At 48.6% G+C, this 21,919-nt stretch carries 19 protein-coding genes; 12 read left to right on the top strand and 7 right to left on the bottom strand.

The genetic code is table 11. The features are described 5' to 3' along the window. The first annotated feature begins 35 nt into the window (after nucleotides 1–35). The 3 genes from OXH18_RS17280 (at nucleotide 36) to metK (ending at nucleotide 3,370) form a co-directional block, all read left to right on the top strand. Entirely contained in the window at nucleotides 36–1,019 is a 984-nt protein-coding gene (locus tag OXH18_RS17280; RefSeq protein WP_268608370.1) for a 30S ribosomal protein S1, read from the top strand. Nucleotides 1,020–1,154: 135 nt separating this feature from the next. Next, entirely contained in the window at nucleotides 1,155–1,904 is a 750-nt protein-coding gene (locus OXH18_RS17275; RefSeq protein WP_268608369.1) for an HAD family hydrolase, read from the top strand. A gap of 203 nt (nucleotides 1,905–2,107) precedes the next feature. After that, nucleotides 2,108–3,370 (top strand): methionine adenosyltransferase, encoded by a 1,263-nt coding sequence (metK, locus tag OXH18_RS17270; RefSeq protein WP_268608367.1) that lies wholly within the window; start codon nucleotides 2,108–2,110, stop codon nucleotides 3,368–3,370. A gap of 245 nt (nucleotides 3,371–3,615) precedes the next feature. On the opposite strand, the gene OXH18_RS17265 is transcribed toward metK, so the two are convergent. From OXH18_RS17265 to dxr, 6 genes are all read right to left on the bottom strand, one after another. After that, on the bottom strand, nucleotides 3,616–6,237 hold the full coding sequence (locus OXH18_RS17265) for a serine/threonine-protein kinase (protein ID WP_268608366.1): 2,622 nt from the start codon (nucleotides 6,235–6,237) through the stop codon (nucleotides 3,616–3,618). 259 nt (nucleotides 6,238–6,496) lie between these two features. Continuing rightward, the gene (locus OXH18_RS17260) at nucleotides 6,497–8,728 is read right to left on the bottom strand and encodes a glycoside hydrolase (RefSeq protein WP_268608365.1); all 2,232 of its coding nucleotides are present in this window, start codon (nucleotides 8,726–8,728) and stop codon (nucleotides 6,497–6,499) included. A 226-nt stretch (nucleotides 8,729–8,954) separates the two neighbouring features. Further along, nucleotides 8,955–9,185, bottom strand: coding sequence for a NifU family protein (locus tag OXH18_RS17255; protein ID WP_290428464.1), 231 nt, complete (start codon nucleotides 9,183–9,185; stop codon nucleotides 8,955–8,957). Nucleotides 9,186–9,375: 190 nt separating this feature from the next. Further along, complete coding sequence (locus tag OXH18_RS17250; RefSeq protein WP_268608363.1) at nucleotides 9,376–10,029, bottom strand: DUF3386 domain-containing protein; 654 nt, start codon at nucleotides 10,027–10,029, stop codon at nucleotides 9,376–9,378. Nucleotides 10,030–10,146: 117 nt separating this feature from the next. Beyond that, on the bottom strand, nucleotides 10,147–12,072 hold the full coding sequence (locus OXH18_RS17245; RefSeq protein WP_268608361.1) for a protein kinase domain-containing protein: 1,926 nt from the start codon (nucleotides 12,070–12,072) through the stop codon (nucleotides 10,147–10,149). A 563-nt stretch (nucleotides 12,073–12,635) separates the two neighbouring features. Then, nucleotides 12,636–13,844 carry a 1-deoxy-D-xylulose-5-phosphate reductoisomerase gene (gene dxr, locus OXH18_RS17240; RefSeq protein ID WP_268608359.1) on the bottom strand — a complete coding sequence of 403 codons (1,209 nt, stop codon included), beginning with the start codon at nucleotides 13,842–13,844 and terminating at the stop codon, nucleotides 12,636–12,638. A 40-nt stretch (nucleotides 13,845–13,884) separates the two neighbouring features. Here dxr and OXH18_RS17235 point away from each other — a divergent pair, with 40 nt between their 5' ends. The 7 genes from OXH18_RS17235 to OXH18_RS17205 all read left to right on the top strand — a co-directional run bounded on the left by OXH18_RS17235 (nucleotide 13,885) and on the right by OXH18_RS17205 (nucleotide 19,550). After that, entirely contained in the window at nucleotides 13,885–14,079 is a 195-nt protein-coding gene (locus OXH18_RS17235; protein WP_268608357.1) for a hypothetical protein, read from the top strand. Nucleotides 14,080–14,211: 132 nt separating this feature from the next. Continuing rightward, nucleotides 14,212–15,336: a magnesium/cobalt transporter CorA gene (gene corA, locus OXH18_RS17230; protein WP_315874749.1), complete on the top strand. Its 1,125-nt coding sequence runs from the start codon at nucleotides 14,212–14,214 to the stop codon at nucleotides 15,334–15,336. A gap of 98 nt (nucleotides 15,337–15,434) precedes the next feature. Beyond that, on the top strand, nucleotides 15,435–15,950 hold the full coding sequence (locus tag OXH18_RS17225) for an adenine phosphoribosyltransferase (RefSeq protein WP_268608355.1): 516 nt from the start codon (nucleotides 15,435–15,437) through the stop codon (nucleotides 15,948–15,950). A 235-nt stretch (nucleotides 15,951–16,185) separates the two neighbouring features. Continuing rightward, entirely contained in the window at nucleotides 16,186–17,166 is a 981-nt protein-coding gene (locus OXH18_RS17220; RefSeq protein WP_315874748.1) for an ABC transporter permease, read from the top strand. 205 nt (nucleotides 17,167–17,371) lie between these two features. Then, entirely contained in the window at nucleotides 17,372–17,617 is a 246-nt protein-coding gene (gene acpP, locus OXH18_RS17215) for an acyl carrier protein (RefSeq protein ID WP_268608351.1), read from the top strand. A 153-nt stretch (nucleotides 17,618–17,770) separates the two neighbouring features. Then, nucleotides 17,771–19,027 carry a beta-ketoacyl-ACP synthase II gene (gene fabF, locus OXH18_RS17210; RefSeq protein WP_268608349.1) on the top strand — a complete coding sequence of 419 codons (1,257 nt, stop codon included), beginning with the start codon at nucleotides 17,771–17,773 and terminating at the stop codon, nucleotides 19,025–19,027. Nucleotides 19,028–19,277: 250 nt separating this feature from the next. After that, complete coding sequence (locus OXH18_RS17205; protein WP_268608347.1) at nucleotides 19,278–19,550, top strand: hypothetical protein; 273 nt, start codon at nucleotides 19,278–19,280, stop codon at nucleotides 19,548–19,550. Nucleotides 19,551–19,577: 27 nt separating this feature from the next. Here OXH18_RS17205 and OXH18_RS17200 read toward each other — a convergent pair whose 3' ends face one another. Continuing rightward, a complete protein-coding gene (locus OXH18_RS17200) occupies nucleotides 19,578–20,294 on the bottom strand; it encodes an HAD family hydrolase (RefSeq protein ID WP_268608346.1) in 717 nt (238 codons plus the stop codon). Between the two features lie 353 nt (nucleotides 20,295–20,647). On the opposite strand from OXH18_RS17200, the gene OXH18_RS17195 reads away from it, so the two are divergent. After that, a complete protein-coding gene (locus OXH18_RS17195; protein WP_268608345.1) occupies nucleotides 20,648–20,803 on the top strand; it encodes a hypothetical protein in 156 nt (51 codons plus the stop codon). Between the two features lie 315 nt (nucleotides 20,804–21,118). Next, nucleotides 21,119–21,919: a class I SAM-dependent methyltransferase gene (locus OXH18_RS17190; protein ID WP_268608343.1), complete on the top strand. Its 801-nt coding sequence runs from the start codon at nucleotides 21,119–21,121 to the stop codon at nucleotides 21,917–21,919.

The following is a 21,919-nucleotide window of genomic DNA, read 5'->3' as shown; positions in this document are numbered from 1 at the left end:
ATTATTACGGAGATAACCACCAGGAAACATATCGCATGGTCAATCAGGAAGTAACGGATATTGGCTTTACCCACGAAGATTTTGCTGCTCTTCTTGATCAATACGACTACCACTTTAGTCCCGGAGACATTGTAGCTGGGACAGTCTTTAGCATTGAACCAAGAGGTGCTCTGATTGACATTGGTGCTAAGACAGCAGCTTACATTCCCATTCAGGAAATGTCTATCAATCGGATTGATAACCCTGAGGAGGTGTTGCAATCCAACGAAACTCGTGAGTTTTTCATCCTGACCGATGAAAATGAAGACGGACAGTTAACGCTTTCAATCCGACGTATTGAGTATATGCGGGCGTGGGAGCGTGTCCGTCAGCTTCAGGCAGAAGATGCTACGGTGCGATCGGCTGTCTTTGCCACCAATCGTGGTGGAGCACTGGTTCGAATTGAGGGACTCAGAGGCTTCATTCCCGGCTCTCATATTAGTACCCGCAAACCCAAAGAAGACTTGGTGGGTGAAGAATTGCCCCTGAAGTTTCTAGAGGTGGATGAAGATCGGAACCGTCTAGTGCTAAGCCATCGCCGTGCCCTGGTTGAGCGTAAGATGAACCGTTTAGAGGTGGGTGAGGTTGTCATTGGCACCGTTCGCGGTTTGAAACCTTATGGCGCTTTTATCGATATTGGGGGAGTCAGTGGGTTACTGCACATCTCTGAGATTTCCCATGATCACATCGACACGCCTCATAGCGTCTTCAATGTGAACGACGAGGTGAAGGTGATGATTATTGATCTAGATGCTGAACGAGGACGTATTTCTTTGTCTACGAAGCAACTAGAACCAGAACCTGGCGACATGGTTAAGAATCCTCAGGTTGTGTATGACAAGGCCGAGGAAATGGCTGCGAAATATCGTGAGAAGATGTTGCAACAGGCTCAGCCAGATTTAGCGATGGCAGATGATGTCAGTGCAGTGGTTGAGGATATTAGTGCTGAGGAAGAATTGCCTTCTGCGGAAGACGAATAAGGTGATTCTCGATTGTTTAAGGGTGAACAACCCTCAAATTAATATTCACACTTGCAACGGTTGGGAGGGGAGTGTCCCTCCTTTTTCGTGAGGACAGGGCGTGAACTCATTTCAAATTGTGGTGGAAGGACATTGGTGACAATCGGCTGCAACGGCGTTGTGTTTGAAAACATTCAGTCCATCATTTTTGATAAAGATGGAACCTTGGCTAACTCTGAAGTATTTTTGCGAACCTTGGCCCAGCGGCGGGCACGCTTAATTGATACGCAAATTCCAGGGGTGCAAGAGCCGCTGTTGATGGCGTTTGGCGTAGAGGGCGATCGGTTGAATCCGGCAGGACTAATGGCAGTTGGCAGTCGCCTAGAGAACGAAATTGCTGCGGCTGCTTATATTGCTGAAACAGGTCGAGGCTGGGTTCAAGCAATGGAAATTGCTCGATCGGCATTCTTAGAAGCTGATGATTCAAGTCAGCGAAATCTACCACGCAAAGCTGAACAAACACCGCCGATAGAGGGAGCCATTGAATTAATTCAATCGTTATCGTCTGTTAATTTGAAGTTAGGAATTTTGTCATCAGATAGCACAGAGCAGATTCAGGATTTTGTTAAAAAGTACAACTTAGAATCGTACTTTCATTGTTTAGTCGGAACAGATGGTTACGCTAACAAATCGGACCCGAAATTGCTGCAACAATTAATTTCTAAACTGGAAATATTACCAGCTCAGACTCTCATGGTAGGCGATGCAGAGATTGACCTTCAAATTGCTCATCGGGCTGGCTTGGCAGGCTGTATTGCCATGACAGGCGGTTGGGCCACCCCAATCCAGCTACTAGGAGCAACGGCTGTGGCCAGAAGTCTTCATGAAATTAAGATATTCAATTGATGGCTGAGCTAAAGTTCATTCAGGTATGCTCATGGTTAAACGGAGTTTGCTAGAGAGGTATTTACCCTTTGGTAAAGCAAGATTTAAATTCAAATGGTTACCGCTCTGATTTTGGAGTTAGGGGCAGAACTGTGGTATTCTCCATTCTTAACTCTAGGTTTTATTAAAATTGCTCCTTTAGTGTAAGTAGAGAGGTTCTTTCCTTGTCTCGTCGCTATCTCTTCACATCTGAATCTGTTACTGAGGGCCACCCCGACAAAATTTGTGATCAAATCTCCGATACAATTCTGGATGCTCTTTTATCTCAAGATCCCAAAAGCCGGGTTGCGGCTGAGGCGGTAGTCAATACGGGGTTAGTATTGATTACAGGAGAAATTTCCTCGTCTGCCCAAGTGAATTACGTTGACTTGGTGCGCCAAAAAATCGCGGAGATTGGCTATACAGACTCCAATAACGGCTTTGCGGCGTCAAGTTGTGCAGTGTTGATTGCCCTAGATGAACAGTCTCCTGACATTGCTCAAGGGGTAGATGCAGCCCATGAAGCCCGCGAGCAAGCGAGTGATGAAGAACTCGATCGCATTGGTGCTGGGGATCAAGGGTTGATGTTTGGCTTTGCTTGCAACGAAACGCCTGAACTGATGCCTTTACCCATTAGCTTGGCGCATCGTATTTCGCGGCGTTTGGCCACGGTTCGTAAAACTGGGCAGCTTCCCTACCTACGCCCCGACGGAAAGACACAGGTGACGGTGATTTATGAAGATGGTAAGCCCGTTGGTATTGATACAATTTTAGTCTCGACTCAACATACGGCTACGATCGATGCCATTATCGATCCGGCTGAAGTACAGGCGAAGATCAAGGATGACCTGTGGGAAATGGTGGTACAGCCCATCTTTGCAGATATCACCATTAAACCCGATGCCCGCACGCGATTTTTGGTCAATCCCACTGGCAAGTTTGTAGTGGGTGGTCCGCAAGGCGATTCCGGGCTGACCGGGCGAAAAATTATTGTGGATACCTACGGTGGTTATTCGCGGCATGGAGGTGGAGCCTTTTCAGGTAAAGACCCTACAAAGGTCGATCGTAGTGCAGCGTATGCCTGCCGCTATGTGGCTAAAAATATTGTGGCAGCTGGTTTAGCCGAAAAGTGCGAAATTCAACTGAGTTATGCGATTGGGGTGGCCCGTCCCGTAAGCATCATGATTGACACCTTCGGCACCGGTAGAATCGATGACGATCGGCTACTGGAACTGGTAAAACAGCACTTTGAACTGCGTCCTGCTGGCATTATTCAAACATTCAATTTATCGCGATTGCCAGCTGAACGAGGCGGTCGGTTTTATCAAGAGGTCGCGGCTTACGGTCATTTTGGTCGCACAGATCTAGAGCTACCCTGGGAGCAAACCGACAAAGCCGCACTTTTACAAGCGGCGATGAGCCAAGCTTTGTCTGGAGCAGCGATTTAGAGTATTTCGGCGTTGCTGCATTCACATCGGAGTTGCCCTCGTCCCCCACCCCTTCTCACTTTGGGGGCAGACAGAGCGCTGGATCGATCGTTCCCTCACCCGGTTGGGGAAGCTAGGGTCAGGGTGACGCAGTCCGATTCATAGCTCGATGCAGCCATGCCAATATTTTTATGCTGAACATCGCTGAACCATTAAAGATTAGGAAGGGAGGGTAAGAGTTCTGACCTTCCCTTAAGTTTTTGCTCCTAAAAATGAACGTGAAAATTGCGGTTGCCACTAGTGCCTTCCCGAATCACGAGCGTCAGATCTTGAGAGCCAGTTGTATTCCAGTAGCGATCGAGCAAATAAACTTCTCCCTGCAGCGTCTCACCTGGTGCAACCATACCATCACCAGAACTATTGAGCCGGAGTCTAGACGCCACGGGCTGTCCGTTGGCATCGCGAACTTCCACAAACAGCGGCACAAAACCAAACGATCGATCGCTGCGGTTTTCGACTTGAAGGTTTGCCACAAACGTGCCTCTGGTACTGACTCGTGCTCCGTCCAGACGAACCGAGACGTCATCGACTGTTTGAGCAGCTATCAAGCTAACCCGACCGGGTGCTATACCCGCCAGTGTTGAAGTAATGGGTTGGGTGACACTGAGAAAGCGATTCATGGCAGCAGGTAACTCGCGACGTGGAGACGGCACTACAGCTACAGTTGTGGCAGTCGAGGATGGGGACGATCGCGCTGGTTGAGCAGCAGGCGATTCGGGGGCTGGATTAGAAGGCGGAATATCGGTAGCACCCATCGGAGCAGCGGGTTTAACAGGAATGATACCAGTGGGAGAGGTGTCTTCAATCACGGGGGGTGATGCCAAAATTGGGGCAGTAGGCAGCGGCGATGGGGTTGCCGCTGCTGCTACGGGTGAAGCCGACGTAACGGCAGGTTTTGCAGAGGACATCAGGGGCGCAGCGGATGGCTCAATCTCAGGACTGATAGCCGCTAATTGTTGATCCACAGTTTGTAACCGAGCAGCATACTGTCGGGTTCGATCGACAGCTTGATCAGCCACATAAGTAGAGGTTGGAATAGCGCTCAAGGTGGCTAGGGCTTTTCGCCACTGCGAGCGAGCGGCCGTTAGCTGTGGTAACGTGGTGGCACCGTTCGTTTGCTGTTCAGCGGTTTGGGCTTCCGTCCCAGCCCGATTCAACAACTCAGTGGCGCGTTTTTCTTTTTCCAGACGTTGCTCCACGCGGCTGAGGGTTTCCCGGTAGGATAGCAGTTGTGGTTCTAGATCTGGCATTGAGGGAAGTGTGCCTGCTGAAGCCCGCATGCCGGGTGGGGAGGTTGAAAGGGTGGTTAACTGTGCAACCGTTTCAGCGAGCTGATCGCGGGCAATCGTTAACTGTTCTAAATTCTTCGCCCTGCTAATGAGCCGTTTAGCCTGTTCACCGTTGCGAAGAAGTTGATCATAGTTTAGTGAGTCCGCGCATATATTAAGCGGTTGGCACAGCGCCATAATTTGTGGAGATTGCACCCCAAGTGCCACACTACCCAGCAACACCAGCGTGAATAAGCTCACTATCCAGGTTGGTTTAAGGAAGCGACTGGCTGCTTTGTTTGACGCTGCCCCCGTTAAAACTGTCAACTTTGTGGCTGGTGTATCCGCAAGTAATTTTACCGATGTCTGGATTCCTGAAGGGGGCAGGATTAAGGTCGTCGCCTGATTGTGCGTTCGAATTGGCTGAGCCGCACCCGAGAACGAAACGGCAACGGGTCGAGCCACAAAACCCTGCCCAGGGTATGGGGGGTGGGAAGTAACCGCACTACCGGTTTGGGCTTGTGCTGGTCGGGATGACACCCCAGCTAAAACGGGTTTCTCCAAACGAGTGGATTCTAGGAGTAGGGCTTTAGCAGTTGCCTCTTTAGAGCGAACGGAATGAGATAGCGTGGTTCTCGCTCGCTCAAGTTTAGGCTGGTGCGCGGTTGGCCGCCGCGATCGCGCTAACTGTTTTCCGAAGGCATCTAATTCTTCCAAGACGGCTCGGGCAGAGGGATAGCGATCCTGTGGCTTTTCAGCCATCATTTTCACCAAAATGGCTGCAAAAGTGGGATGAATTTTGACAAACGACTGCCACCGCCATTCCAGTGACTTCGGATCAATCAACGAGTTGGGTGCTTTAGCCGTCAACAGCACAGCGGCTGTCACCGCCAAGGCGTATAGATCGCTGCGAGGAGAACATTGCCCAATGCGAATCTGCTCATAGGGCGCATAGCCCAATTTCCCGACCGACACCGACGCTTCCACCGAGCCATCCGGATTGATGGTGCTGATTTCATACCAGTGTGGGGCCGCTTGCTTGACCACACCAAAGTCAATCAACACAGGCAATCGCCCTTGACGCGGCAGCATGATGTTATCGGGAGAGATATCTCGGTGCACAATGTTTTGCTTGTGCAGATAGTCCAAGACCGGCAGCAAATGCCGTAACCAACAAAATACCTCCATTTCGCTGAAGGCAATTCCCCGTTGTTGCCGCTCTTGCAGAAGCTTCCAATAGGTTTTGCCGTTGATATATTCCTGAGCAATAAATAGACGATCGTTTTCCTCAAACACAGCAAAAAACTTGGGGATTTGCGGATGATTGAGTTGATGTAAAATCTGCGCCTCTCGCTGGAACAGTTCATGCAGTTTTTGGGCTACGACCGAATCGCCTTGATTTTTGGGGACGAACTCTTTCAGAACACAGAGTTCGCCGAATCGCCGCTGATCAGAGGCTAGGTACGTTCTGCCAAAGCCGCCTCGTCCTAACACACGCTGAATTTGATAGCGCCGATCGATGAGTGTTCCGGGAGGTAGCTCTGATCCTATCGTCACCATCTAGCTCCTTTTCATTAGAGGCTCTCATAAATAGTACGGGATGGGGATGGGCTGACCCGACTGTGCCGTAGAAATTACGGGACAATCTTTTTTGCCGTGAATGCACCCAATTGCAAATCATCCCCAAGGCTTGCTTCATTCAAGCACATCGGTTCGATGCGAATCGATGCCAATACAAACTCACTCAAACACTAGCAGAAGGTTAGCATCCGGCATTGTATTCGGCATGTCTAGAATACGGGCATATCGACGTTATTCACTATGGGACATCCACAGGAATCAGTGTATCATTTGGCACATGATTTTGATAACTACCGTTATTTGCCAGAATGACTAACAACCGCAAGGACCAATCCGGTTCAACGGTAGACAAATCTGCCCAAGGAATGGATACCTCTAGGCAGTCCCCAAACGCCACATTGGCGCGAGTCATGCGCGAATGCCATTGATTGCTCTCTACGGCCTCTTGCAACCAGGCAGATTGAGTCATTAAGTTGATCCCCAAATGATGATGATAGGAATAATTAAGCGGGGCAGTATTTGGTAGGTTTTCTAGGGGGATTGGGCTGATAGCCACTGGTCGATCGGGGTAGAACCAAAATAGATGCAGTTCTGATGGCAAAGAAACACCCGGTTTTGCTCCTGTCTTGAAATCAACTCGTAAATACAGATTCAGGTGATCTACACCGTACCATAGCCGCTGAATGGCAGTGCTTTGATGCATAGTACCTCGAGAACCACCTACTTCAATTCGCCCGGCTCGATCCCAGTCCTGTGGGTCGGCCTGTCCATCGATGACTGGGTGGATGAACCCAGAGGGACGGCAATCGGCTGGTATGATGCGATCGTCAACGGGGCGGCGCACTGAATCAGGAACAGGCTTATTCAATGCTCGGTAGAGCGTCATTAAGTGTTCTCGGAAAAGTTGATCGAACATAGCGTCTTGGTTAGACGAATGTCCGGCACCAAACCACCAAAACCAGTCTGATCCCTCGGCTGCATAGAGAGCCTCCCACGCTTCTGGATTATTCTCCTCGGTCGCTTCCGGACAGGCATCTAGCGTTTTCCGAGCCTCGGTCAGTAGATCCCAGGCGCGATTTTTCACCGGATCACCAATCCACGTAGTGAAACTCCCATCTACCCAAGAACCACTGTGCAACTGATGGCTGGGCAAGGTTTCAGTCGGTGGAAACTTATCCAAATACTCAGAAACTGTCACTAGCTGAATGCTGGGATGCTCACTCAGAATTTGGTAGAGCGACTCTAAGAAGGGTTTGCCATCGAGGGTGTAGTATTCCCAGCAGTTTTCGCCATCGAGGGCAATCGTGACCAGCCAAGGGCGATCGAGCGCCACGCCGCCGGATTGCCGAGACTTTAGCGTGCGGCTGATGGCTTCTAGTTGTCCCACCAAATCGATCGCCGCTTGACGAGGAGGCATGTTGCCATAGGTGAAGCCAATCAGATCTGAAATGCGGTGATCCCGAAACACGATCGCCAGATCGCCGTGTGGAGTTTCCAGCCGATAGGGGCGATAGAGCAACTCCGGTTCCATCACGGTACCCATCGCATCCCGGTGAAAAAAGTGTTGTAATGTCCAGCCCAAGACAGCCTCATCTGAACAAATCCACTGAAATCCTTGTTCGGCAATATCGGGCAAAATGGCAGGACTCACAGACTGTTCGGATGGCCAAAGCCCTTTAGGGTTACAACCAAACCAATTGCGATACAGGTGCTTGGCTTTGCGGAGATGGCGTGGAATGTCTTCGGGCCATTGAAATCGCTGGGTGGGCAGGGTCATTTGCGGTACAGCCACCCGTCCAGCGTTGGTATCAGCCAACAACGGCAAAATGGGATGTGTATAGGGGGTGGTGGTCACTTCCAGTTGTCCGTTTTCCTGCATTCGGCGGTGCTGGGGAATGATGCGACTCAGAATTTCTCGCTGCTTAGAATAAATGCGTTGTCGATCGCTAAGCGTAAAGTTCTTGCCCTGCTCTAACCAACAAGCAATCTCCGCATCCTGCCAAAACAACGGATCGAACCAGGCCAAATTATGCCACGCCAGTAAATCGCTATAGTCCTGTAAGCTCCAGTGTTCCAAGCACCACGCTTTCCCATTGTGTTGTTGCTGTTCATAGAGTTCGGCATAGCGCGGATGAGGATCAATCATGGTGCGATGATGGGCATCAAAGAAATGCTCAACGATGAACTGCTTTTGCCCAATTTGCAGTGCTTCCGTGGGAGTCAAGGCGGCTGACAAGTAGGGATCAAAGGCTGTTCCTGCGACGTAATCTTCGATCTGCAACAGCAATGAAGGAACTAGGTTGACCGTCTGATGAAGTCTAGGAAACTGTTCTAGCAGTAACACCAAATCGAGATAATCTTTCGTGCCATGCAGTCGTACCCAAGGGAGGCGGTATTCACCATCGAGATAACTTTTGTACAGAGGTTGATGTTGATGCCAAATGAACGCAACGTAAAGAGGATAGGACATAGCGACAAGGATCGTGACAAGAGATGACTCGCGTGGAAATTACAACCAGCCTAAGCAGAAAGACAAACAGGGAAAACATCGCTGCTTTCCCTGTTCTCAACTCTATATGGTTCAACACAGATTACCAATCTCTACTAAAAAAAAGAGACGATTCGACATGGAGGCACTTGTAGAGTTCCTATCCGATTTTGGCGATAGCACCGATCGATGGAGCTACAACATTTGCCTACAGCACTTGCTCAACCTCGGCAATTTCTGGAATTGATTCTCTGAGCTTGCGCTCAATGCCCATTCTCAGGGTCATAGTTGAACTGGGGCAAGAACCACAAGCTCCCTGCAAGCGCAGCTTCACGATGGGGCCATCCAATTCAACCAATTCCACATTGCCGCCGTCGGACATTAGGTAAGGTCGCAGTTCGTCTAAAACTTTTTCGACGTTTTCAGAAGTGAGTTCCATGGTTTGAGGCATAATTCACTGGTGGAAATTCACGTTGACACTTAGTTAACACTCAATTGTATAAAATGGAGCGTTTGACAGGGAACCCGATCGCCCTAGTATCCTCATCTTAACGTTTCTTGCCTTGCTTAGAACCCATTGGTAAGGGCAAATCACCTGCCCTTACGGAGTGCAAACAGGACTGGCGAAATTAGGACACAACAGCAGGTTGCAGCAACTTGATATTCGAGAAGCTGAAATCGGTTGTTTCTTCGTCTTCTTCACCAGAACAGATGATGCGTTGCGTCAGAATGAAGTAGTCTCCAACTTTTTGGTAATTATCTTCAAAGTCGCTTTGGGGTGCTTTCTGCTCACCCGTTTTAGGATCGTGATAGATCGAATCATACCGATGGGACAAATAGCCTTCGCCAGTGTCATGGCTACTGAAGGTGTTGATGGTGACAACAACCCCATGAATGTGACGATGCACCATACACACTTCGTTGTTGCGCACTTTGTAGCGATCGCCTTCGGATTTACCACCTACGAGGATTTCGACAGCCCCCGTCTCATCGGTTTTGCCAAGGGAAAAGGTATTTTTGCCATGAGTCTCATCGAACGAGCGACGCACTCGGTGAATCGCAATTTCTTGCAACTGACCTAAAATCTCTTGCTTAACTTGCTCATCCGCCACGTCTAATACTTCAACACTGAGATTCGGATTGACGCGCACCTTGCCAGTATTGGTTTGTTGACCGCGTTTGAAGGTGACATCAGCTGTGTAACCAGGGAAGTTTTTGTCCCAGGTATACCGATTCTCGTATGCGGCTCGCATTAATTCACGTGCTTCCATTTGGTCTGCCATCTACATTTTCTTCCAGACGCCACTCTCTAGTTTAACGGCAAGTTTTTGGCAATTGGCTAAAAACCCTCTTAAGAAGCAAAGGGAAACAGTAGGCAAACCCTGAATCAGAAACGATCGTTATCGATTCAGAATAGCTCTGACTTGCTGGCGCAGTTCCATGGTTTTTGGATCGTTGGGATCTTGAAGTTGCAAGGCTTTATCGAGGGCAATGCTCGCTTCATCATATCGCTGCAAATTTACCAGGGCTTCCCCTTTTGTGCTCCAAGCTTCGGCAGAATTTCGTTCGAGGGCGATGGCCTGATCGAGGGCATCGAGGGCTTCGGACGATCGTCCCAAACGTTGCAGCGCCACCCCCCGCTTCACCCAACCTGGCTCAAATTTGGCATCTTTTTCAGTGACGGTTTCGTATAAGCTCAGGGCCTCGTAGGTACGATTTTGCAACAGCAAGGCATTACCTTTGCTCCACAACGCCTGAACAGAGTCAGGCTCATAGGCCAACGCATCATTACAAGCCACAATGGCTGATTCTGGGCTATTGAGTTGATTCAGCGCTTCGCATCGCCCGGCATAGGCAGCGGCGTCATCTGGCGACAGTTCAATCGCGCGATCGTAAAACGACAAGGCGGTCTCGTACTGCTGCTGTTCCATCAACTGATTGGCATAGTCATACACCTCGGTGGCATTAGTAGAGGATAAGTCTGGTGGAGCGGGAGACTCTGACGGCGACGGAATGGGCGAGCGACCACCTGCATTTTGCATCCAAGGCCCCATGCGCGGCAGCAAGGCAATCACCAACACCGAGGTTGTTATTGCCGCAACGGCGGCGGCAAGCCCTATCCACAGCACCGAATGGGCTGGCTTTTGGAGCTTGGTAGGAACCTCGATCATAATGTTGGGATCTCGACGGGGTCGATCGATCGCCTGCGTTAAACTAGTTTCGCTGAATTCCAGATTCAGTTCAGCGCCGTCTGTTCTACCAAAGTTGCCTGTTCTGTTCGTTGAAGGGACCGCTTGCTCAGATGACGATTGTACCCAGATTGCGGTCGAAGCGCCGTCTTCACCCGTGACTGTCAAATCTGACGAACTGGCTTCTGTCCGAGGCAGTGAGTGATGGTGTGATTGGTAGGTAAGATCTGTTTCCAAGGAATCCTCTGAGTGTGGGGCATGGAAAGCGGGAGGAACTGTATTAAAAGCAGGAGGTAGCTGTTCCATTGCCACCAGCGCTTCAACGGCTGTTGGAAATCGATCGCGGAAATCATAGCGTACCATCCGTTCTAGGATGTCCATTAATTCGGGATGCGCATGACCAGCTCGATGCCGCCATGCCAATTCGCCCTTCTCGTCTTCGATTAGGTGTTTTGGGTGAATGCCCGTTAGTGCCTGAATGCCCAGTACTCCAACCGCATAAATATCGCTGCTAAACCGTGGCTTTCCGGCCAGTTGTTCGTTGGGCATGTAGCCCTGTGTGCCGATCGAAATCGTTAGGTTTGTTTCTCCGGTGTCCGGTTCATAAACTGCCGTACTAACCTGCTTAACAGCCCCAAAATCAATTAAAACGATTTTGCCATCGGTCGAGCGTCGAATTAGATTTGAGGGTTTTAGATCGCGATGAATCACATTCTGTTGATGAACAAAGGTCAATACTTGCAAAATGTCTTGCAATAGTGCCACGACCCGCGCCTCTGACCAAGGTCGGCCTTCTTTTAATTCTTTAGTGAGCGGAACCCCCTCAATAAATTCTTGAGCTAAGTAAAAATCCTGCTGATCCTCAAAGTGAGCCAGCAGCCGCGGAATTTGTTCATGATTACCTAGCTGATAGAGCACCTCTGCTTCGGTATTAAAGCAGCGCCGCGCCATTTGCAACGTGTCATCGCTGCGAAACTGAGGTTTTAATTGTTTGACTACACAACGAGGATGTCCTGGCAGATGCAGATCCTCAGCTAGGAAAGTTCGACCAAACCCACCTACACCTAACTGGTTGATCACTTTATAGCGCCCGCCCAGAGGTTGATTTGAGTTGATCTGGGGAGTTGAACGACTCATAGATTGCATTGGTATCGTCGAAATTCAGTCACAATCAGACGCTGAGACACGTGCGCTTGATTCAGGCAGTCACTTAGGCATTTAGAGTATGCGGGGTCATGCATACAGCCTAGTTGTAGATGCAAGGCTAGTAGATGCGTCCCTAGTTTAGACCTAGTTTAGAAAAAGCGGGGGCGAATGCCGTTGAACCAAAGTCACCGAACATGCGGTTGCCGAACCTTGAACTGTCGAACGCAGCGAATGGGTCGCTGTTAACCGATCGTTGCTATTACCCTGGCGGTTGAAGTTGAGGAATCGGATGGTTGCGTAAGCGTATGGCAAATATCCGCTCTTCTATACTTAACTCAATCCTAATCTTATCGTTGTATTCTCGTTCACACGTGATCTGCTCTGTCACAGTAGACAGTTATTTCGCTCTAGCCTATTTTATTCAGATTTTGTTGAAGCTCCTCTCAGTTGCCACCCTAATCCTACGCACTAATCCCAATACAGAAGGGACAATGCCAGATGCTGTTTCCCTTCTAATCCCTATTCCTATGATTGGAACCTGGATCAGGCAAGTGTCATGAGGCGACCGTGGTTGGATGGCTAGAGACAGCTTGATTTGCCAGTTGACGACTGGACACCAGCACTTCCTGCCTGGCCCATCGATCGGCTTCCAAAATGTCGTCTAAGGTTGGTTGCGATTGGTTGTGGGGGTGATGGCGATCGCAAACCGTTTCAATTAATCGAGGAATATCCAAAAACCCAATGCGCTCATCTAGAAACAGCGCTACTGCTTGTTCATTGGCGGCATTTAGCACAGCTGGCATTGTTCCACCCGCCCGCCCGGCTGCATAGGCAAGCTGCATACAGGGATATTTCTGATGATCGGGAGCGCGGAATGTCAGCGTCCCCGCTTTGACCAAATCCAGCGGTTCCCAATTAGTCGCAATGCGATCGGGATAGGAGAGAGCATAAAGTAACGGTAAGCGCATATCAGCCCAGCCCAGTTGCGCCAATACCGACGTATCTTGTAGTTCAATCAGCGAATGAATAATGCTCTGTGGATGGATCACAATATCGATGTGATCGTAGTCCATACCAAACAAGAAATGAGCTTCAATGACCTCCAGCCCTTTATTCATCAGTGTGGCCGAATCGATCGTAATTTTGCGCCCCATTGACCAGTTTGGATGTTTGAGCGCATCTGCCACGGTGACACCAGATAGCTTCTCGACAGGCAAATCTCGAAACGCGCCCCCAGATGCTGTTAGCAAGATCCGCCGTAACCCTTTATCAGGCACACCTTGCAGGCATTGAAAAATAGCAGAATGTTCAGAATCGGCCGGCAATAGCTTGACCCCGTGCTTTTTCACGAGTGGCAGCACCACTGGGCCACCCGCAATCAACGTTTCTTTATTGGCAAGGGCAATATCCTTTCCAGCTTCAATCGCCGCAATGGTTGGCAATAACCCGGCACAGCCAACAATCCCCGTCACTACTACCTCAGAGCGACCATAGCGAGCAACTTCTGTGACTCCGGCTTCTCCAGCCAACAGCAGGGGTTGAGGAGTGAGATCGGCGATCGCGGCTTGCAACCGAGGAAGCTGCGTTTCGTCACAAATGGCCACCATTTGAGGTCGAAATTGCCGAATTTGCTGCGTCAACAATTCCACATTGCTGCGGGCTGCCAGTCCCACAATTTGAAACTGATCGGGATACTGAGCCACGATGTCTAGGGTTTGAGTCCCGATCGATCCTGTTGAGCCGAGCAGAGTAATCGCTTTCACAATCAATTAAGAATTAGCAGCAATTCCACTATAAGACGCCATGACCCCAAAAGAGCGAGTCAATATTTTCTGTAAGAATGAATCACGAGTGTTTCTTACCCTTATGATTAATCGCCGCTCTGCGAAGGTTGATGGCTTTAAGAGCCTGAGTGAAGTCGGTCAACTAGGACATCTCCTCAGCCACCTGATTTCTCTAATTTTCGGAATTGGCACGACACCATCTTCCATGAATTGATGTCAGAATTGCATACAACTGTTTAGATTCTTTTGTCAAACCAGGTTAAACCGAGATACTCAATCGAGATCTATGATGAACCGTCCGCTGCGATCGCCCAATGAAACAAGCCACCCGCCTTCTAAAGCTTCAATGAACCTGCCGATCGAAGTGGAGGAAGAAGACTATTTTGATTACTTTTACAATGAACCCGGAAGCATCCCCGGTACGTTGCTAATTGAAGACGATGCGGCTCCACCTGTTCTATTTCTGATTGACTATAACGAAGAAGGTGCAACCCGCTCTAAACTGAATACCCCTGAAGAAATCAGTCCCTACCTTGATAGTGACTCTGTTTCTTGGATTGATGTGCAAGGGTTGGGTAATGAAGACGTGCTGAGGCGACTTGGCAAAGTGTTTGGCTTACACCCCCTAGTCTTAGAGGATATTGTCAACGTTCCTCAACGCCCAAAGGTGGAAGAATATGACAAGCAATTGCTCATTGTTCTGCGTATGGTGACCCCCAAAGAAGATGGCAAGCGCTTCGTTAGCGAACAGGTAAGCTTCATTTTGGGCGATCGCTACTTGCTAACCGTCCAAGAAGAACCGGACTATGATCCCTTCGGTCCAGTTCGGGAGCGAATTCGGTCTAACAAAGGCATGATCTGTCGGCACGGGGCTGATTACCTGACCTATGCTTTGATTGATGCGATCGTCGATGGGTTCTTTCCGGTTCTAGAAGCCTACGGCGAGGAGTTGGAAACCCTAGAAGATGACGTGGTTGATAATCCTTCTCGCGCCACACTAGAGCGAATTCACCAAGTGAAACGAGACTTATTAGGTCTGCGCCGTGCTATCTGGCCCCAGCGAGAAGTGATCAATTCGCTACTGCGAGATACGACTGCGCTGATGGGTGATACTGTGCGAATTTACTTGCGCGATTGCTATGACCATGTTGTTCAAGTCTTAGAAATTATTGAAAACTATCGAGAACTAGCCTCTAGCTTAATGGATGTGTACTTATCTTCCATCAGCAATAAAATGAACGAGGTGATGAAAGTTCTGACTATTATTTCAACCATCTTTATTCCCCTCACGTTTATTGCAGGGGTCTACGGCATGAACTTCAACCCGGAGTTACCAGGCAACATGCCAGAACTCGAAATACCCTACGCCTACGTAATTTGTTGGATTGTCATGCTAGCGATTGCAGGCGCATTGATTCTTTACTTCAAACGACGAGGCTGGTTCGATAATTTTTCCGGCATTAAACATTAATCTTCAATTCTCAACCCTAATTTCTTATCCCCAATCTCCACCTCCCCTGGCTTTGGTAGGATTGCTACGACCCTCTACTGCAATCACACGCTAGTTGTATGGATTTGAAGTCTCTGATCCGCGATATTCCCGATTTTCCCAAACCTGGTATTTTGTTTCGGGACATTACTACCTTGCTACGAGACCCAGACGGACTGCGCTACACAGTAGATGTAATGGCAGACCATTTTGCTGATGCATCTATTGATTACGTGCTGGGAATGGAATCCAGAGGCTTTATCATCGGAACTCCGCTGGCTTACAAGTTAGGCGCAGGTTTCATTCCGGTGCGAAAAGCCGGTAAACTGCCGTCTGATGTCTACTCGGTTGAATACGCGTTGGAATATGGCACCGATCGCCTAGAAATTCATCAAGATGCGCTTCATCCTGCCAGCCGAGTACTGATTGTAGACGATCTAATTGCCACAGGCGGAACCGCCGGAGCAACTGCCCAACTTGTGCAGCAGGTTGGCTGCGAGATCGCTGGATTTGGGTTTATCATCGAGCTAACGTTTTTAGAGGGACGAAAAAGCCTGCCGTCTGACGTTCCAATTGTTACGCTAGTTCAATATTAGGAATCGGGGGCTAGGCGTTAGGCGTAGAGATTTAGGCAAAAAAGAAAAATCAATTAGGATTCAGATTCAAGATCAAAAATTCTCTTTTTCCCGCTCTCCTATTCTCTAGCCTCTCTTTTCCCAACCTTGCACTTCCTCCACTTGCCAACCGTCAATGACTTCTACCCGCGCTTCTTCTACTCAGCAACGGTTTCAATCTTTGAGGGACTCGATCGCTCGTGTTATCACTGGCGACATGTTCAGCTACACCCTGAAGCGATTGCTGCAAGCGATTCCGACACTGTTATTGGCTTCAATTTTGTGTTTTTCAATCATTCAATTGGCTCCGGGGGATTATCTGGATACCTATCTAGAAAATCCGCAAATTTCGCAGGAGACGATCGAACAGTTTCGGCAGCAATTTGGGTTGGATAAATCACTCATTGAACAATACTGGCTCTGGCTAACAAGAGTGGTGACGCAGGGCGATTTTGGTATTAGTTTTGCTTATCAACGTCCAGTCTCGTCGCTGCTATGGGAGCGGGTAGGCGCAACCTTGCTGCTATCCATCTCGTCGTTGATTGTGACGTGGGCTATTGCCATTCCATTGGGGATTGTGGGAGCCGTGCATCAAAATAAGCAGGCCGATCGCGTGCTGCGCTTCATTAGCTACTTAGGACAAGGGTTTCCCACGCTCATTACTGGTTTGCTGCTGCTGTTTTTTGCCCAACTGACTTCACCGCTGTTTCCAATCGGCGGCATGACTAGTATTAACCATGCCGATTTAACGCCACTGGGCAAGATCTTAGATATCGGTTGGCACATGATCTTGCCAACCTTGGCCCTCAGCATCACTAGCTTTGCTGGGTTACAACGGTTGATGCGCGGCGAATTGCTAGATGTGTTGCGTCAAGACTATATTCAAACGGCTCGAGCCAAGGGCTTATCGGAAAACCGCGTGATTTATGTCCATGCCCTTCGCAATGCCGTCAACCCGTTGATTACCTTACTCGGGTTTGAGTTTGCGAGCTTGTTGGGCGGTGCGTTTATTACCGAAACCTATTTCAACTGGCCAGGACTGGGCAGACTAATTTTGCAGGCGTTTCAGGCGCAAGATTTATATGTTGTTATGGCAAGTTTGATGATTGGAGCCGTAATGCTGATTGTGGGAAATTTGTTGGCTGATCTCGCCCTTAAGGCAGTTGATCCCCGCATTAAGCTCTCAGAAATGGACTAGCGGCTTCTGCGCCGATAAACCGCTGTCTGGTGCTAATCCCTAGCGCCTTTTGCTAATCCCGTCACGGTTTAGCGTAAGATGAAGAGATGCCCGCTTGCGATCGCTCGGTATCTGGACGGGAGCTTTGCGGTTTCTCTCATCCACACAGGGTCTGAGGCACTTGGGCTGACCTACACAGCATTTGCATCCAAACAAGAAGAGTCATATGAGTAAGGAAGAGATTTTTGAGAAGGTCAAAAAAATTGTGGCGGAACAGCTCAGTGTCGATCCAGGTGAAGTGACTCCAGAAGCAAGTTTTGCCAACGATTTAGGGGCTGACTCCCTCGATACCGTTGAACTGGTGATGGCGCTAGAAGAAGAATTCGATATTGAAATCCCCGATGAAGCTGCCGAGGGCATTGCCACCGTTCAGGCTGCTGTCGATTACATTCAAGATAAGGTTGCCGCTTAATCATGGAGGTTAGGGGTTAGGGATTCGCTAAGAAACAGACCGTTGTTTAAGGTGGTTTGATCCTGTGTGCGGATGGTTCCCAACCCCCAACTTTCTCTGTTTACCTCACCTCTGTTGTGCGTTTCGGGTGAAAGCCCTCTTAAAACTGCTGTCATGACAAGTTCTGATTCTGGATTGAAGCGAGTTGTAGTCACCGGGTTAGGTGCAATCACGCCTATCGGCAACACGCTCTCCGATTATTGGGAAGGGCTATTGGAAGGTCGTAATGGCATCGGCCCCATTACCCTATTTGATGCCTCTCGGCACGATTGCCAAATTGCGGGAGAAGTGAAGGGCTTTGATCCGCAAGCCTACATGGATCGCAAGGAAGCAAAACGCATGGATCGATTTGCCCAGTTTGCGGTATCGGCCAGTAAGCAGGCTTTGATGGATGCTAAATTGGTCATCACCGATCTCAACGCAGAACAGGTTGGGGTAATTATTGGTACGGGCATCGGTGGGTTGAAGGTAATGGAAGACCAGCAAGAAATCTATCTGAGCCGAGGCCCCGATCGCTGTAGTCCCTTTATGGTGCCGATGATGATTGCCAATATGGCGGCTGGTCTAACAGCCATTCATACTGGAGCCAAAGGCCCCAATAATTGCACCGTTACAGCCTGTGCGGCTGGCTCAAACGCCATCGGTGATGCTTTTCGGTTGGTACAGCGGGGCTATGCCCAAGCCATGATCTGTGGTGGGACAGAAGCGGCCGTTACCCCCCTATCGGTGGCAGGATTTTGTGCTTGCAAAGCCATGTCTACCCGTAATGATGATCCGGCTCATGCCAGTCGTCCGTTCGATCGCGATCGGGATGGTTTTGTCTTAGGGGAGGGGGCTGGCATCCTGATTTTGGAAGAATTGGAACATGCCCTCAGCCGAGGAGCGAAGATCTATGCAGAGATTATTGGCTATGGCATGACCTGCGATGCCTATCACATCACCTCTCCGGTTCCCGGTGGTGAAGGAGCCGCCCGAGCTATGCAGTTGGCCATGAAAGATGCTGGCGTGACGCCCGATCAGATCAGCTATATCAACGCGCATGGAACCAGTACACCAACAAACGATTCAACAGAGACCACCGCGATTAAAACAGCGCTGGGCGATCGAGCCTACCAAACAGCCATTAGCTCGACCAAATCAATGACTGGACATCTGCTGGGAGGATCAGGCGGCATTGAAGCTGTGGCCACAGTAATGGCAGTAGCAAACGACAGCGTTCCGCCCACTATTAATATCATCAACCCTGACCCAGCTTGCGATCTCGACTATGTTCCCAATCAAAGCCGATCCCTGCCTGTAGAGGTGGCACTGTCCAATTCGTTTGGCTTTGGTGGACACAACGTCACTTTGGCTTTTAAGAAGTACCGATAAGCCCAAATTTTAGCCATGGCTCAATAGACACCATTAATCTCGCGATCGATAAGCGACTCTAAAAGCAATTATCCTCTAAAGCTCTATCTGCGTTGACAAGGTGGAGCTTTTTGTTGCCGATGAGCTTGCTAATGAACCAGCGCTCAACTTTTATTGATGTGTTTCAGTAAACCAGACTTCTGCCGATCGAGCGATTAACAGGAGGTATCGTCCGATCGAGAATTTTAAAGCAGGACATGGAGTAGCATCAATGACCAATTGGACAGTATACCAAGCCCTTGAACTAATTCCTGATGAAGCATTAAAGCACATTCAGTCGTCTGAAAATACTTCCTGGATTTGCCGAAGCTGGGCACGATTAAAAACTGCGCTAACAAAACCCACCATTCCTTTTGTTTGGAAAACAATCAGTGAATCGGGGCATGTGTACTGGAATATTTTTGATGCCAAAACAGGTCGAACAACGCTTCTACTCTCGGCAGAGGAATTTGAAACGTGGCTAACCTATTGTTTTAGAATTTGAAGATTGACTCCAAAACTAATTATTTGTTCAGTTCATAGTAAATTGCTTCAGTAAGGAACTAGGCTGCAACGTGGTGAAATCCTCGATCGTTTGTTGCACACTCGAGTACGCTTGAAAGGCTCCAGGCGGAAGGGTCGTTGTGACTGCAATTGCCTTCATACCGGCATTTTGGGCTGCTTCAACACCACTGAGCGTATCTTCAAATACAAGACACTGTGTAGGAGCACGCTGTAACTGTTGAGCCGCCTTTAAAAACGTCTCAGGATGCGGCTTGCCAAACGTTACATCATCTCCGCCAACAGCCGTGTCAAAGTAGGAGCGCAGCTTTAATCCATCGAGCAGCAGATCAATATTGGCTTTACCAGCAGACGTAGCAAGGGCCATCGGAATACCAAGCTGCTTTGCCTGTTCAAGAAACGCTGGTAGCCCGGCAATTAATTTGAGATGAGGGCGATAAAGCTCACGATAGATCCGCTCTTTGTGATTGCCTAATTCCACTACCTCTGCATCAGTCAAATGATTTCCACAGATGCGACGCAACACCTCTGTGATCGTACCGTGGTTGTGGCGATCGAGTTCTTCGTTGGTCATTTCAATTCCCAAGCTGGTTAAAAACTGCTGCCAGGCTTGCTGATGAAACGCCATGTTGTCGATCATTGTGCCATCCATATCAAATATGAAGGCTATAGAAGCTGTATGGATAGATTGTCCCGTAATAGGCTGAGCGTGATCAAATTGAGTCATGTGCTGCTAAAAATGATTTAAACTGCATTCCCTGCAATTATTCTCTCTTAATCTCGAAAGATAAGGCTTCGATACTTCGATCGGCAAGCGTATCCACCTCGGCTATCGAATGATAGTTACAATTTACGAAACACTCTGATGAGATCCATCCATCCCATTAGCAACACCAACTACACCAACTTTCTTTAGTTTACCGATTGCATTCTCTGAATGGCTGCGCCCCTGTTTCTACAACCTGTTTTAACAATCGCCATGCTGTTGATTAGGTTTCCGGATACAGCCACCTCCTTATGGAATAGTGAATTTAGGACGATCTCTACGCTGTCCTGTTCGTGTGATGTCCTTAGAAATCTATGCTTAAGGTTGTGGCATCTAGTCTCTTCACTTTCTTTGTTGTTGTCACCTATCCTTTGTTGCACACAAATCCGATTGGTTGGGCAATCACCTTAATTACCTTGGGCGCATGGCTTACCTTAGGAGTTTGGGTGATGTCGCTTCCAGAGTCCTAAAAAGGATTTTGAAAGTAATTTTTTTCTCAATTAAATATCATCTTAGAATAATTAACAAATTCATAAAAACGTTGTTAATTGACGCTATAAACCTTTCACGATTTTTAGAATTTGTTTTTCCAAAGCTTTAGTTACCATTGCGATTTGCTCTAAAAGCTTCAGTCGCTTGACTCTAAATCAACAATCCCCTACATTGTCGGTTGATCATCCCATCATGCCCAACTCATGGACGGGAGATAAATAGCAATGTGAAACAATCTATGCTCCTAATTAGGCCATTGAACCTCAGTAACCATCGTTGATGCCCAAACTCCTATGCAAGACGAAATCCTCAAAAAAGAACAAGTATTTCACGATCGCTGGGCTGCCGCGATCGATGTAGAAGGGATTCGGGTCAGCGACTATTTTGAAGCTTGCACGGCCCCAGAAAATCGCTTCATTCTTCAGCATCTAGGTGATGTGCGCGGCAAATACTTATTAGATTTGGGGTGTGGAGCCGGAGAAAATAGCGTTTATTTTGCCAGTCGTGGAGCCAATTGTGTCGCGAGCGACTATTCGCCAGGCATGGTGGAAGTGGCGCTGAAACTGGCAGCAACAAACCAAGTGACCATCCAGGGACGAGTCATCAATGCAATGGCCATTGACTTTCCCGATAATACCTTTGATATCGTCTATGCTTCTAATCTATTGCACCATATCCCCGACCCCAAACTGACACTACAGGAAATGCACCGAGTCCTGAAACCAGGAGGAATCGCTTGCTTTTGGGACCCACTGAAGCATAATCCTATCATTAACGTCTATCGCCGCATGGCTACAGACGTTCGTACCGCCGATGAAATGCCCCTCGATATTCAAATCGTTGATTTCATTCGATCGCTGTTTTCACAAACTCTATATGATACATTTTGGCTCGCTTCTTTATGGATTTTTCTTCAGTTTTATCTAATTGAGCGAGTCAATCCGAATGAAGAGCGTTATTGGAAAAAAATTATCGTTGAACAACAAAGGTTAGAAAAAGAATATTTGCGTTTAGAAACACTAGATAAGGTCTTGAAGAAACTGCCCTTCATGAAACGGTTTGCTTGGAATCTAGCGGTAGTCGCTAAAAAATAA

The organism is Thermocoleostomius sinensis A174 (genome assembly GCF_026802175.1).
GTDB classification, from domain to species: domain Bacteria; phylum Cyanobacteriota; class Cyanobacteriia; order Elainellales; family Elainellaceae; genus Thermocoleostomius; species Thermocoleostomius sinensis.
This window is presented reverse-complemented; position numbering and strand designations above follow the sequence as displayed.